The 13,037-nt window shown below is 62.3% G+C and carries 16 protein-coding genes; 7 read left to right on the top strand and 9 right to left on the bottom strand.

The window, feature by feature from the left end:
• The first annotated feature begins 4 nt into the window (after positions 1-4).
• Positions 5-169, top strand: coding sequence for a VOC family protein (locus tag LPJGGPFB_RS33405; protein WP_234903155.1), 165 nt, complete (start codon positions 5-7; stop codon positions 167-169).
• Here LPJGGPFB_RS33405 and LPJGGPFB_RS30825 read toward each other — a convergent pair.
• From LPJGGPFB_RS30825 to odc2, 3 genes are all read right to left on the bottom strand, one after another.
• Complete coding sequence (locus tag LPJGGPFB_RS30825; RefSeq protein WP_173423706.1) at positions 166-792, bottom strand: LysE family translocator; 627 nt, start codon at positions 790-792, stop codon at positions 166-168. The genes LPJGGPFB_RS33405 and LPJGGPFB_RS30825 overlap by 4 nt on opposite strands.
• Before the next feature lie 192 nt (positions 793-984).
• Complete coding sequence (locus LPJGGPFB_RS30830) at positions 985-1,575, bottom strand: GNAT family N-acetyltransferase (protein ID WP_173423707.1); 591 nt, start codon at positions 1,573-1,575, stop codon at positions 985-987.
• Positions 1,576-1,663: 88 nt separating this feature from the next.
• Positions 1,664-2,797: an ornithine/lysine decarboxylase gene (gene odc2, locus LPJGGPFB_RS30835; protein WP_173423708.1), complete on the bottom strand. Its 1,134-nt coding sequence runs from the start codon at positions 2,795-2,797 to the stop codon at positions 1,664-1,666.
• A 703-nt stretch (positions 2,798-3,500) separates the two neighbouring features.
• Here odc2 and LPJGGPFB_RS30840 point away from each other — a divergent pair.
• The 3 genes from LPJGGPFB_RS30840 (at position 3,501) to LPJGGPFB_RS30850 (ending at position 6,197) form a co-directional block, all read left to right on the top strand.
• Entirely contained in the window at positions 3,501-4,394 is an 894-nt protein-coding gene (locus LPJGGPFB_RS30840; RefSeq protein WP_173423709.1) for a LysR family transcriptional regulator, read from the top strand.
• A 106-nt stretch (positions 4,395-4,500) separates the two neighbouring features.
• Positions 4,501-5,145: a DUF1007 family protein gene (locus tag LPJGGPFB_RS30845; RefSeq protein WP_173423710.1), complete on the top strand. Its 645-nt coding sequence runs from the start codon at positions 4,501-4,503 to the stop codon at positions 5,143-5,145.
• Positions 5,139-6,197, top strand: coding sequence for a nickel/cobalt transporter (locus LPJGGPFB_RS30850; protein ID WP_173423711.1), 1,059 nt, complete (start codon positions 5,139-5,141; stop codon positions 6,195-6,197). The genes LPJGGPFB_RS30845 and LPJGGPFB_RS30850 overlap by 7 nt, the downstream gene beginning before the upstream one ends.
• A gap of 127 nt (positions 6,198-6,324) precedes the next feature.
• On the opposite strand, the gene LPJGGPFB_RS30855 is transcribed toward LPJGGPFB_RS30850, so the two are convergent.
• The 4 genes from LPJGGPFB_RS30855 to LPJGGPFB_RS30870 all read right to left on the bottom strand — a co-directional run bounded on the left by LPJGGPFB_RS30855 (position 6,325) and on the right by LPJGGPFB_RS30870 (position 8,931).
• Positions 6,325-6,561, bottom strand: a complete 237-nt coding sequence (locus LPJGGPFB_RS30855) for a hypothetical protein (RefSeq protein WP_173423712.1) — start codon at positions 6,559-6,561, stop codon at positions 6,325-6,327.
• Positions 6,562-6,563: 2 nt separating this feature from the next.
• On the bottom strand, positions 6,564-7,253 hold the full coding sequence (locus LPJGGPFB_RS30860) for a GNAT family N-acetyltransferase (RefSeq protein ID WP_173423713.1): 690 nt from the start codon (positions 7,251-7,253) through the stop codon (positions 6,564-6,566).
• A gap of 145 nt (positions 7,254-7,398) precedes the next feature.
• Complete coding sequence (locus LPJGGPFB_RS30865) at positions 7,399-8,106, bottom strand: tellurite resistance TerB family protein (RefSeq protein WP_173423714.1); 708 nt, start codon at positions 8,104-8,106, stop codon at positions 7,399-7,401.
• A 186-nt stretch (positions 8,107-8,292) separates the two neighbouring features.
• Positions 8,293-8,931, bottom strand: coding sequence for a 2-dehydro-3-deoxy-phosphogluconate aldolase (locus tag LPJGGPFB_RS30870; protein WP_173423715.1), 639 nt, complete (start codon positions 8,929-8,931; stop codon positions 8,293-8,295).
• A gap of 201 nt (positions 8,932-9,132) precedes the next feature.
• Between LPJGGPFB_RS30870 and LPJGGPFB_RS30875 the strand changes: the two genes are divergently transcribed.
• From LPJGGPFB_RS30875 to trhO, 3 genes are all read left to right on the top strand, one after another.
• A complete protein-coding gene (locus LPJGGPFB_RS30875) occupies positions 9,133-9,606 on the top strand; it encodes a CYTH domain-containing protein (protein ID WP_173423716.1) in 474 nt (157 codons plus the stop codon).
• Positions 9,603-10,511 carry a CHAD domain-containing protein gene (locus tag LPJGGPFB_RS30880; RefSeq protein ID WP_173423717.1) on the top strand — a complete coding sequence of 303 codons (909 nt, stop codon included), beginning with the start codon at positions 9,603-9,605 and terminating at the stop codon, positions 10,509-10,511. The genes LPJGGPFB_RS30875 and LPJGGPFB_RS30880 overlap by 4 nt, the downstream gene beginning before the upstream one ends.
• A gap of 77 nt (positions 10,512-10,588) precedes the next feature.
• Positions 10,589-11,533, top strand: a complete 945-nt coding sequence (trhO, locus tag LPJGGPFB_RS30885) for an oxygen-dependent tRNA uridine(34) hydroxylase TrhO (RefSeq protein WP_173423718.1) — start codon at positions 10,589-10,591, stop codon at positions 11,531-11,533.
• Between the two features lie 210 nt (positions 11,534-11,743).
• Here trhO and LPJGGPFB_RS30890 read toward each other — a convergent pair whose 3' ends face one another.
• Positions 11,744-12,142: a GFA family protein gene (locus LPJGGPFB_RS30890; protein ID WP_173423719.1), complete on the bottom strand. Its 399-nt coding sequence runs from the start codon at positions 12,140-12,142 to the stop codon at positions 11,744-11,746.
• A 114-nt stretch (positions 12,143-12,256) separates the two neighbouring features.
• Positions 12,257-13,033, bottom strand: coding sequence for a MetQ/NlpA family ABC transporter substrate-binding protein (locus tag LPJGGPFB_RS30895; protein WP_173423720.1), 777 nt, complete (start codon positions 13,031-13,033; stop codon positions 12,257-12,259).
• Positions 13,034-13,037: the final 4 nt, after the last annotated feature.

Below are 13,037 nucleotides of genomic sequence, written 5' to 3' on the forward strand. Positions count from 1 at the left end.
GGCGATGGAACAGGGCGGAAGTGTCGAGGGCGAGCCGGGCTTTCGCCCGCAATATGGCGACGGCTTCTACGCCGCCTATGTGCGCGACCCCGATGGAAACAAGCTTGCCTTTGTCTGCTACGACGCAGGCGCACCTGCCGCACGGACGCAATCGAAGCGACAGCCTTAACGGCGCGTCGTCCAAGCGAACCAGATCGCGACCGCGGCCAGCAACAACGCCAACCCACGCCGCACCATACGCTCGCGCGATGGTGAGTTGAGCACCGGCTCGAGCGTACTCGCCAGCAACACGATCGTCATATGCACTACGGTGGCGACCCCGACATAGATCGTCGAGAGCGTTAGGTTCTGCGCCAGCAGCGGTCGATCGGGGACGATGAAGCTCGGCAACACCGTGACGAAGAAAAGCGCAGCCTTGGGATTGAGGAGATTGGTGAACAGGCCGCGGCGGAAATAGAAGGCCGGCGTCTTGCCGGTCGGCTCCGCCGAAGCCGTTCCGTCACGCCACGCGTCGTAGGCGAGATAAAGCAGAAAGCCGACGCCCGCCCATCGCAACACACCATAGAGCGCATCCGAGCGGGCGACGAACTCGGCGACGCCAAAGGAGGCAGCCGCTCCGACAATAGCAAGGCCCAGCGCGATGCCGGCAACGGTCGCCATGCCGGGCTTGCGCCCTTCAGACGCGGAGACCACCGCGAGATAGGCCATGTTCGGCCCCGGCGTCAGCTCGATGATGAAGCAGGTCAGCGTGAAGGGAATGAGAGCCGCAGCCCCGAGCGACAGCAAATCCATGCGAGAGCGTTCACTCCGATGCGCCAAGATCCAAGCCTGCGAGAGGAGAGGAGGCACGGCGCCGTGTCAAGCGGCAGCATGGGTCTGTAGTGCCGACACCGGCTGGCGATACACTGCTCCCCCATCCCTCGCATGAGACAGATGAGGGAGCAGCGAAAAATCCGCCTCCGCAGGGTTGGAGGCGGAAAGGCGTCAGGCGGCGCGCTTGACCCGCGGCAGCGCCAGCTTGCGGCCGCTGGCGACGATCAGGCCAGCAGCACCCTCTAGCCAGCCATCGCGGAGATCAAGCGCCAGGAAGCGGCTGCGCTCGAACGGGCCGGGCATGACCAGATGTTGTGCGCCGGCTGCGAAAAAGCCGAAACGCTCGTAATAGGCGGCGTCACCGACGAGCAGGATCGCGCCGTGGCCGCGGCTCTTTGCCTCTTCGATCGCCGCCCGCATCAGCATGCCGCCGATGCCCTTGCCCTCATGGGCCGGATCGACCGCCAGCGGGCCGAGCAAAAGCGCCGGAATGCTGTGGCCTTCACGGTTGACGCCTGCCTCGACATTCCACAACCGAACGGTCGCGATGACGTGGCCATCGAGATCGCGGGCGACGAAGGCGAGGCCTTCGGCCGGCACGCGGCCGTTGCGCAGCTTTTCCGACGACTTGCGGCGCCGTTCCGGGCCCATTGCCCGGTCGAGCAGGTTTTCGCGGGCAACGACGTCACCCGGGTTTTCGCTATCGATCACGAATGTGGACGGCGCGAAAAACGCGCGCAGGGCATCAACAACAGCGGCCATCCGGGCCTCCCGTCATCAAAACCGCTTCAGGCGGCATCTGGAAGAAATTGTGAAATGGCGCTCCCGCCCGAAGACGGGAGCAGCCGGATCAGATCACGTAGGACTTCAACGGCTCGAAACCGTTGAAGGCGACGGCCGAGTAGGTCGTCGTGTAGGCGCCGGTGCCTTCGATCAGAACCTCGTCGCCGATCGAGAGCGTGATCGGCAGCGGATACATGTTCTTCTCGTAGAGCACGTCGGCCGAATCGCAGGTCGGGCCGGCCAGCACGCAAGGCTCCATCTCGTCGCCGTCACGCGCCGTGCGGATCGGGTAGCGGATCGCCTCGTCCATGGTTTCGGCGAGACCGCCGAACTTGCCGATGTCGAGGAACACCCAGCGGTGAGCGTCGTTATCCGACTTCTTCGAGACGAGAACGACTTCCGCCTTGATCACGCCGGCATTGCCCACCATGCCGCGGCCCGGCTCGATGATCGTTTCCGGGATGTGGTTGCCGAAATGCTTCTTCAGTGCGCCGAAGATCGCCTGGCCATAGGCTTCAGCGGTCGGCACGTCCTTGAGGTACTTCGTCGGGAAGCCACCGCCCATGTTGACCATCTTGAGCTCGATGCCCTGCTTGGCCAGTTGCACGAAGACGCGCTTGGCATCCGAGAGAGCTGCATCCCAAGCGTCGAGCTTCGTCATCTGCGAACCGACATGGAACGAAACGCCGTAGGATACGAGGCCATGCTGATGGGCGTAGACGAGCACGTCGACGGCCATCTGCGGGACGCAACCGAACTTGCGCGAAAGCGGCCATTCGGCGCCTTCGCCATCGGTGAGCACGCGGCAGAACACGCGGGCGCCGGGGGCTGCGCGGGCAACCTTCTCGACTTCCTCATGGCTGTCGACAGCAAAGAGCGACACACCGAGAGCGTGGGCGCGGGCAATGTCGCGCTCCTTCTTGATGGTGTTGCCGTAGGAGACGCGGCTCGCGGTCGCACCGGCGTCGAGCGCCATTTCGATTTCGGCGACGGACGCGCAATCGAAGGAGGAGCCCATGCCGGCGAGCAGGCGCAGGATTTCCGGCGCCGGGTTTGCCTTGACCGCATAGTAGATCGAGCTGTCCGGCATCGCGTGGCGGAAAGCCTTGAAATTGTTGCGCACGACGTCGAGATCGACAACGAGGCACGGGCCTTCGGGTCGTCGGGTGTTGATGAAGTCGATGATGCGAGCCGTGGTCATGGCCTTATTCCCCTGATCCAAAATGCTCCGCTTGCGCGGAGGACAAAGGGCATACGCGCGAATGCTCTGGAACCAGCCGGTGGAGACCCCGGAACCAAGCATGCGCTCGATGCGCGAACGGTGAACCGAAGCCCGCCTAGGCTTCAATTCGGCTTTGTCTGCCATGGATTGGAGGGGATAACCCAACCGCACTTCCGGCAATGAAGGTGTGCCTCTTCAGTAACCCCGGCTGTTGGAGAGCCGGCAGACACCAGAAAGGCCCGCACCGTCGTTGCTTCAAGATGTCCTCGCATTTCCCGGTTGGCCGGAATAGCGACTGGAGGGGTTAGTTCCAGGTACCTTACCGATACCCTCACCTAATCGAGGGTCGGCGGACACCCACAGGCACGTGCGACTTTGGGCAAGGGCGTAGGTAAGAAAAAACCTTGTCGTAATCAAGAGTTTTTTCATCACCGCTGTTGAATTTTTTTCGAGACCGGTAACACTCACAGTGTTCACGTTTACTGAACAATCGAAGCTGACGTCATGACCGTTGCAAGCGATTGAAAGAACTGGATTTATTTCGACGCCTCGCCTATCCGATCATCGAAATCCGGACAGCGGACGAAATCGGCCACAAAGACAGCTGCCGAACAAAGAAACGTGAAAGAAGCCATCGCGGCGAATCGAATCCCGCGACCAGGAAGACGAGGGAAGACCTGCCATGGACACGCTCACCCGCATCCGCGCCTTCATCGATGTCGTGGACGCCGAAGGATTTTCGGCCGCGGCCAGGCGCGTCGGCCGGTCGAAGGCGCTGCTCTCAAAATACGTGCGTGAACTCGAGGACGAACTCGGCGCGCTTCTGCTCAATCGCACCACACGGCAATTCTCGCTGACGGAAGCCGGCCATACCTACTATCGCACGGCGTCGGAAATCCTGAAGGAGATCGACAATCTCGCCGATCTCGTGCGCGCCAACAATTCCGACCTTAAGGGCCGGCTCAGGATCACCGCGCCACGCACCTTCGTCGACGCCGAGATCGGCCAGTCGCTCATCGATTTCGGCAAGCAGCATCCGGAGCTGTCGCTGGAAATCATTTCAGACGACCGATTCGTCGACCTCGTCGAAGAAGGCTTCGATGTTGCCATCCGCATCACCCGGCTCGAAGATTCGACGCTGATCGCCCGCAAGCTCGACGATTTCCAGGTGCTGATCTGTGCCGCCCCGGATTTCCTCGAGAAGATTGGGCCGATCGCCCATCCGACCGACCTTTCCAAAGTCCCCTGCATTCTCGATACCAATGGCAGGTCCTATTCGAACTGGCGTTTCGTCGAGCCGGATGGCTCCTCCTTCACCGTGCCCGTCAGCGGCCCGATCGAGGTCAACAGTCCGCTTGCCTCCGTACGCGCCGCCGTCTCCGGCATCGGCGTGGCGCTGGTTCCCGACTTCATCGCCCGCCCCAAGGTCGCCACTGGCGAGCTTGTCACGCTCTTTGACGATTTCCTGCCGCGCGACCGCGGCATCTACGCGATCTATCCGCATCGCCGCTACCTGCCGGCCAAGGTGCGCACGCTGGTCGACTACCTCCACACCTGGTTCCGCAAGCCGCGTTGAGGCGGCAAGGTCCCAAATCCGTCCCATTTCCAGTACATTGCGGGACCGAATCGGAGGCGCCAACACGCCTCCGACCAGAAGGCCCGACCAGAAGGATTGCCGTTTCATGAGAATTAAGCGCCTCGTCATGGCCGGCCTCGCCACCCTGCTTGCGCCGACCCTGGTCTCAGCTCACCCGCACATCTTCGCCGAGGCGCGGCTCGAAGTGGCCTCCGACGACAAGGGTGAAGTGAGCGAGCTCAGGAACGTCTGGCGTTTCGACGAGCTGTTTTCCGCCAGTGTCGTGCTGGATTTCGACAAGAACTCGAACGCGACGCTCGACCCGGACGAGCTGGCGGAAGTCGGCCAGACAGTGCTGGAATCGCTGGCAGAGTACAACTATTACACAACAGCGCTCGAAAACGGCAAATCCATCAAGGTCAGCAAGCCCGAGCACATCACCGTCGATTACAAGGACGGCCAGTTGCTGATGATCTTCGCGGTCAAGCCGGCCGAGCCGATGCCGCTCAAGGGCAAGCTCTCCTTCGGCGTCTACGACCCGACCATGTATACGGCCATGGACTTCCCGACCGACGACGACCTGACCGTGGTCGGCGACAAGATCTCAGCCTGCGAGCACAAGGTGGTCCGCCCTGATCCTGACGAAGTCCTCGCTGAAAACAAGGATACGTTGACCGATGCCTTCTGGAGCGATCCGACCGGCACCGACATGTCGAAGCTCTTTGCAACCCGGATCGAGATCACATGCTGAACACCCGCAGGATCGGCGGCCTGATTGTCGCCACGCTCGTGCTAACCGCCCTCACGACCGGCCTTGCAGCGGCGCAGTCGCCGCTCGGCATCGGCACGGCCGAACCATCCTTCCAGACCACCGGCTTCCTCGGCGGTTTCTTCGCCTGGGTAAACGCCGAGCAGCAAGGGTTCTATCGCACACTCACCGGCGCGCTGAAGGGCATGCGCGATAACCCCTGGCAGCTCTGGTCGCTGATCGGCCTTTCCTTCGCCTATGGCGTCTTCCATGCCGCCGGCCCCGGCCACGGCAAGGCGGTCATCTCCTCCTACATGATCGCCAACGAGACCGAGCTGAAACGCGGCGTACTGCTCTCCTTCATGTCGTCGATCCTGCAGGGTGTCGTCGCCATCCTGCTCGTCGGCGCCGTCTATCTGGTTCTGCGCGGATCCTCGATCAGCATGACCGACGCCACGCGCTCCCTGGAAATCGCCAGCTACGCGCTGATCGCCGCCTTCGGCGGCTGGCTCCTGTTTCGCAAGCTGCGCTCGATGATGCGCCCGTCGGCTCTGATGGCAACGGCGGGCGGCGGCCATGTTCATCTCGAGCACGGTCATCACCATGATCATCACGATCATGCTCACCATCGCCACGATCATGGGCATGATCACGGCCACAGCCATGGCGTCGGCGAGGTCTGCTCGAGCTGCGGCCATGCGCATGCGCCTGATCCGTCGATGCTGAAGGGCGATCGCTTCGCCGTGAGCGAGGCCTGGTCGGCGATCGTCGCCGTCGGCCTTAGGCCATGCTCAGGCGCACTGATCGTCCTGTCCTTCGCGCTTCTCAACGGCCTTTATCTCGGCGGCATCCTGTCGGTCTTCGCCATGTCGATCGGCACGGCGATCACCGTGTCGATCCTGGCGACGCTGGCTGTCACGGCAAAGGGTTTTGCCGTGCGCTACGCATCAAGCGCCGCATCGGCCGCCCGCATCTCGAACGGTATCGAGATATCAGGAGCCCTGCTCGTGATTATCTTGGGATTGGTCCTGCTGGGCGCCGCGCTGCAGAGCTGACACTCTTACGGCGTCCCGCGTTGGATTAAAGCACTTCCAGGAAAAGTGCGGCGCGGTTTTCCGTAAGGAAATGCGCAAAAACAGAGACATAGAGCGTTTCTGTGTTTCCGTCTAAATCGGAAACGCTCTAGAGGCCGCGCTTGCGCTGATGGCGCGCGCGCAGCCAGAAAATCAGGAAGAAGCCGAGAACGAAGACGACGCCGAAGGCGCCGGCCAGCCACACCGAGATATCGCCGAGCCTCAGCATTATCGACGGCAGCACGAAAAAGCCGATGCCGACGACGGCCAGAATGACTGCCGCGGCGATCGCCGGCGACTTTTCCTTGGGGGCCTGGTTTTCTCTGGTCTTCTCGGGCGCGTTCACGCTCACTCCTTTGGCGCGAGGTCCGCGCGAATATCTTCCAGTCGCCGCTTCTGACGACCATCGGCATCGAAATTATCAGGCGACAGCCAGTTTTCGAATGCGGCATTGAGCAGCGGCCATTCGCTGTCGATCATCGAGTACCAGGCCGTATCGCGGTTGCCGCCCTTGGATATCATATGTTGGCGGAAAATGCCTTCGAAACTGAAGCCGAGGCGCAGTGCGGTCGTCCGGCTTGGTTGGTTCTCGCTGTTGCATTTCCACTCGTAGCGGCGATAGCCGAGATCCTCGAAGATGTGCTTGGCCATGAGGTAATGCACCTCGGTCGACAGTGGCGAGCGGGCCATCGCCGCGCCATGCGCAACGGACCCGACCTCGACGACGCCGTTTGCCGGATCGGCGCGCATGTAGTTCGCCATGCCGACGACCTTGCCGTTCGCCTTGTCACGAAACACTTCCGTGACCCAACCGCCCTTTTCCTGGGCGGTGGTCAGCCAGGTGTCGAAATCGTCGATGCCGCCGAAATCGGCCTGCGCGAAATACTTGAGCAGCGGATTGATGCCCATACCGCCGAGCCCGTCCCACAGGTCCTGCCTGTGCGTCGCACGGTCATAGGGCTCAAGCCTGACGTATCGACCTTCGATCGCTACCGCCTTCGGCGCCGGACATCCCTTCCAGTTGCTCAGATCACGCATCGGCCACCTCTCCTGCTGCAGCAATTCAAAGCGCTATAGCGACCTTTGCGCGTCCGGTAAGACGCGCGTCGCTATCGTCTTCGGCATAGGGCAGAGAAGCGGCCGACACAAATTCAAACTGGTGATCAATCCATGAGCGAAATGATCAGGCCGGTACCTTGGCCGATGACACCGTCGCCTCGATATGGTCGACGAGCGCATCGGGAAGGCCGAGGCGACCGGCGAGCAGATCGAGATAGCCCCGCTCGGCGCGGCTTTCCGGTTCGATCGTCAGGCGCGAAGCGGTATAGACCTCAACGCGCTCTTCTTCGGTCTTCGCAGCGCTGACGATGGCGTCGATATCAACAGGATTGGCAAGCTCGCCCTCGAGGAACGCCGATGCATCCGCCGACAGGCCGGACACCGACAGCTTGTCCATGATGTGGCGGCGCTCGACCTCGTCGATATGGCCGTCCGCGCGCGAGGCGGCGATCATGGCGCGTACGAGAACAAGCGCGAAATCGTGGCTGATTTTTTCCGGCTCTGCGGCAAATCCGGAATCGGTCGGCGGCGGCAAGAGTTCAGGCTGCCTCTGGGCGGCCGGATCGGTGACCGGAGCATTGCCGGACTGGTAGTTCTTGTAGGCCTGGTAGCCGAGGCCGGCGATGGCAGCGAGCCCGCCGAGCACGGCCGCATTGCCGGTCAGCTGCCGGCCAGACTTGGTTCCGAGCAGGACGGCGGCGATGGCACCGGTTGCCAGCGGGTTGTCCTTGGCGAGTTGCGTTACCTGGCCGGCGCGGTCACGCACCGATCCACCGGCTCCCGGCACCTGCGATCCCAGAAACTGGTCCAGCAATTTCTTCGCGTCGAACATGGGGTCTCGCTCCTTGTCGGTTCCAGGCGGTTGAAACAACGTGCGAAACTGGGCGCCGCCTGCACCCGTCCCGTCAAATCGATTGAGACATAGGAACGTTGCAGTGAAAATACAAATTCGCGTTGCACACGAAAAAGGCCGAGCGCTTGGCTCGGCCTTAAAACTCTTCAGGCGATGGAACGGGTCTCAGCCCTTGAGCGCAAAGGCTTCGGCAGCAAGCTTGGTGATGCCGGCCCAGTCGCCCTTGGCGACCAGATCCTTCGGCGCCACCCACGAACCGCCGACGCAGATGACATTCGGCAGCGACAGGTAGTCGCGCGCGTTCGACAGCGAAATGCCGCCGGTCGGGCAGAAGAAGGTGCCGGCAAACGGCGACGACAGCGACTTGAGATAGGCGGCACCGCCGGCCTGTTCGGCCGGGAAGAACTTCATGACCTCATAGCCCTCTTCGCGCAGGCCCATGACTTCGCTGGCGGTCGCAGCGCCCGGCAACAGCGGGGCGTCGTGGTCCCTGGCAACGTCGATCAGCTCCTGCGTCGTGCCGGGGCTGACGATGAACTGCGAACCCGCTTCGATCGCCGCTTCGAACTGGGCAGCATTGAGGATGGTACCGGCGCCGGCCACCGCACCCTCGACCTCGTTGGCAACGGCGCTGATCGCCTCAAGGGCTGCCGGCGTGCGCAAGGTGATCTCGATCGCTCTCAGCCCACCTGCGACAAGTGCGCGCGCCAGCGGCACGGCGGTCGCCACGTCGTCGATCACCAGAACCGGCACGACCGGCTGAAGTTTGAGGATGGAAAGAAGCTTGTCGGTTTTCACGCTCATGCAGATCGTCCTTTTAAAACGATTGAATATGCGTCCCCGCATACTCCGCCTGCCGCCGCTTGTCGAGACCGAAGGAAGAGCGCGGCCACCGATCGCATATGAGTAAATAATAAAATAACTTCGACAACAAAGAGATACTTGAGCCTTTCCCGTAAAACGATAGTTTGATGACCATCGACCCTCTCGAAATGCGGGATACCCATGGCGAAGGAGATAGAGCGCAAGTTCCTGGTGGCCTCCGACGGATGGCGGGAGCAAGCGGACAAGGGCACGCAGCTCAGGCAAGCCTATGTCGTGACCATGGACGACCGCTCCGTGCGTGTTCGGATCCACGGCAACAAATGGGCACGGCTGACGATCAAGATCGGCAAGTCGGCGCTGGTGCGTAACGAATACGAGTATGACGTGTCGATGGACGACGCGCAGGAGATGCTGACACAGGCGGTCGGCGTCGTCATCGAAAAGCGGCGCTTCCGCGTGCCGCACAAGGGCTTCACCTGGGAGGTCGACGTCTACGAAGGCGCGCTGAAAGGGCTGGTCGTTGCCGAGGTCGAGATGAAGCGGGAAACGGATCTGCCGGCACTTCCCGAATGGCTCGGCCGTGAGATCACCGGGGACCGCCGCTATTCCAACCAGTCGCTTGCCACTGACGGACTCGTGGAAGAACAGGCATGAGCTACGCCTTCCGACCGACACGGGATTTCACCGACGATTTCAAGCGGGTGGGTGCCGAACAATTCGAGCAGGCGGTCGAACTCCTTCGGCTTCGCCCTGATGGTGTGCACGAGGCGATCCACGGCGCCCGCAAATGTTTCAAACGCATACGCGCGCTCTACCGGCTCGTTGCCGCCGACGCACCGCTGTTTCAAAGGCAGGAGAATGCCCGCATCCGCGACATGGCGCGCAATCTCTCCACCGTCCGGGACGCAGCCGCACTCGTCGAAAATGCCCGCTATCTGCATGAAGGTGCCCGCAATGACGACGAAGAGAAGGCGCTCGACCACGTCTGTTCGCGACTGCTCGAGCGGCGCGACCGGATTGCAGCCAGCGAAACCGATCTCGACGACAGGATCGCGGCCACCATCGTCAATTGCGAGCAGGCGATGGCAGCGCTCGCCCATGTCACCTTCGACGACCGTCGCGGTAAGACGGCGGACCGGCTGGCGAAGGGCTGGCGCCGCACGCTGAAGCGCGCAGCCCGCGCTCGCGAAGCGTGTGGGGCCAGCACCGAGGCGGCCGCCTTCCACGAGTTGCGCAAGCGGGCGCAGGATTACCGCATGCACCTGGCCCTGATGCGTGACGCGTGGCCCTCGGCGATGGAGGCAAAACGCCTGGATGCAAAGGCGCTGGTCGATGTCCTCGGCCACCTCAACGACCTCGACGTCATGACCTCCGTCGTCAACGAGAATCCGTGTCTCGCCGGCAACAGCCAGGATCAGGCCTATCTGATCTCCGCCGTCATCGCGCGGCAGGAGACCCTGCGCTTGGAAGCGCTCGACCGCGCAAGAAACGTCTTCCTCGACGCGCCTGATGACGAGAGCCGGACCGTCCGGCTGCTCTGGCTTGAGGCCAGCCGCTAGTCCCGAGCCGCGACAGATGGCCCTGCGCGGGAGGTCCGGATTGCACTTGCCGCGCGAAAGCTGTATTTGCACGGCCCATGACCGACATTTCAACGACCCCGCGCCCGGAGACGCATGGCCAGTTCATGGTCGCAGCGCTCTATCATTTCGTCGCCTTCCCGCGCTTCGCCGAATTCCGCGAGCCGCTGCAAGCCGTCTGCGACGAGAACGGCGTCAAGGGAACCCTGCTTCTCGCCCATGAAGGCATCAACGGCACGATCGCCGGCACCGATGCCGGCATCACGGCGGTGTTGTCCTATCTGCGCTCCCAGCCCGAATTCACGGGCCTGGAATACAAGGAAAGCCGTGCCTCGGCGATGCCGTTCCTGCGCATGAAGGTGCGGCTGAAGAAGGAAATCGTCACCATGGGCGTCGACAACATCGACCCCAACAAGATCGTCGGCACCTATGTCGACGCGAAGGACTGGAATGCGCTGATCTCCGATCCGGAAACGATCGTCATCGACACGCGCAACGATTACGAGACAGCGATCGGCATCTTCAAGGGTGCCGTCGACCCGCAGACCAAGACTTTCCGCGAGTTCCCCGACTGGGTGCGCAACAACACCGGCCTGCACAACAAGCCGAAGATCGCCATGTATTGCACCGGCGGCATCCGCTGCGAGAAGGCCACGGCCTTCATGAAGGAACAGGGCTTCGACGAAGTCTTCCATCTCAAGGGCGGCATCCTGAAGTATCTCGAAGAGGTGCCGCAGGAAGAAAGCCTCTGGGAAGGCGCCTGCTTCGTCTTCGACGACCGCGTGTCGGTCACGCACGGGCTGGAAGAGGGCGAGCACACGCTCTGCCACGCCTGCCGCCAGCCACTGACCCCTGCCGACCTCGCCTCGCCGCATCACGAGGACGGTGTATCCTGCATTCATTGTCATGAAGTGCGCACCGACGAGGACCGCGAGCGGTATCGCCAACGGCAGCGCCAGATCTCACTTGCGAAAAAACGCGGCGAAAAACACCTCGGAAGCTGATCTTTTCGCAGAAAATGCCCCTCATCCGCCTGCCGGCACCTTCTCCCCGCAGGCGGGGCGAAGGGATTTGTGCCGCACCGCCCCAACTCCAAAGAGCCCCCGTCCACATCCAGCTCACCACGTCCGGCAAGCCCGCGGGCCAGTCCACGTTCCCTCGCCCCGCTTGCGGGGATAGGGTTAGGGTGCGGGGCAAATCTCGGCGCCGCTTCTCTAGCCCGGCAGCGCCTCACATTCCTCAAGCACCATCGCCGCGCGATCCCATTCGGGCCGGCTGCGAGTAAAGATTGCTTCCGTCGGTGTGAATTCAGAGGGATCGTCGAGCGTGCCGGCATAGATTGACCAGCGGTAATCATCAGGCGGGCCGGAGCCGAAGAGCTGGCTGCCGCAGGTCTCGCAGAAGTAACGGATCGTCAGATTGCCGTTTTCGGCACGCTTCTCGTAAGCACGACACGTGCCCGATATCGCCACGTCCGAGCGATCGAAGATCATGTAGCAGCAGTGACCGGTACCGGTGACCCGCTGGCAATCGCGGCAGTGGCAAAACCCGGAATAGGACGGCGCACGCCTGGTCTCATACCGGATCGCACCGCAGAGACATCCACCTTTCATGCCTGCCTCCTCCCGAGATTGCAGCAAACATAGCGCGCAGCGACCCGCATTCAAAAGAAAACCGCGCGCCGGGATGCGGCGCGCGGTTCGATGTTCGGTTTTGCGCGCCAGAAATTACCAGCTCGGGATCAGCGCGCCCTTGAAGGTGTCGTTGATGAAGGTCCGGACGGATTCGTCGTGGTAGGCTTCAACCAGAGTCTTCACCCAAGGCGCGTCCTTGTCGGCAGTGCGCACGGCAATGACGTTGGCATAGGGCGACTTTTCGCCTTCGATGGCGATGGCGTCTTCCTTCGGGTGAAGGTCGGCCTCGAGCGCGTAGTTGGTGTTGATCACGGCCGCGTCGACGTCGGCGAGCGAGCGCGGCAGCTGGGCTGCGTCCAGTTCGGCAAACGTGATGTTCTTCGGGTTTTCCGTGATGTCGGACGGGGTCACCTTCAGGCCGACTTCCGGCTTGACCTTGATCAGGCCCTTGGAAGCGAGCACGAGCAGCGCGCGGCCACCGTTGGTCGGGTCGTTCGGGATACCGATCGTCGCGCCGTCCTTCAGCTCGTCGAGGCTCTTCACCTTGCTCGAATAGACACCCATCGGCGTGGTGATGGTGGTGCCGACGCTGACGATGTCGAAGCCACGATCGGCGATCTGGTTGTCGAGGTAAGGCTGGTGCTGGAACGAGTTGGCGTTGAGGTCGCCATCGGCAAGCGCCTGGTTCGGGACGACGTAGTCGGAGAATTCGAGGATCTCGATGTCGAGGCCCTTGGGTGCCGCGACTTCCTTCACCTTTTCCATGATCTGGGCATGTTCGCCCGGAGTGACGCCGACCTTGATGGTTTCGGCGAACGCCGCACCGGCGGAAAGCGCTGCGATTGCCGCAGCAATGATGAGCTTCTTCATGGGT

Origin of the sequence: Ensifer adhaerens (genome assembly GCF_013283195.1) — a bacterium.
Taxonomy (GTDB): Bacteria; Pseudomonadota; Alphaproteobacteria; order Rhizobiales; family Rhizobiaceae; genus Ensifer; species Ensifer adhaerens_G.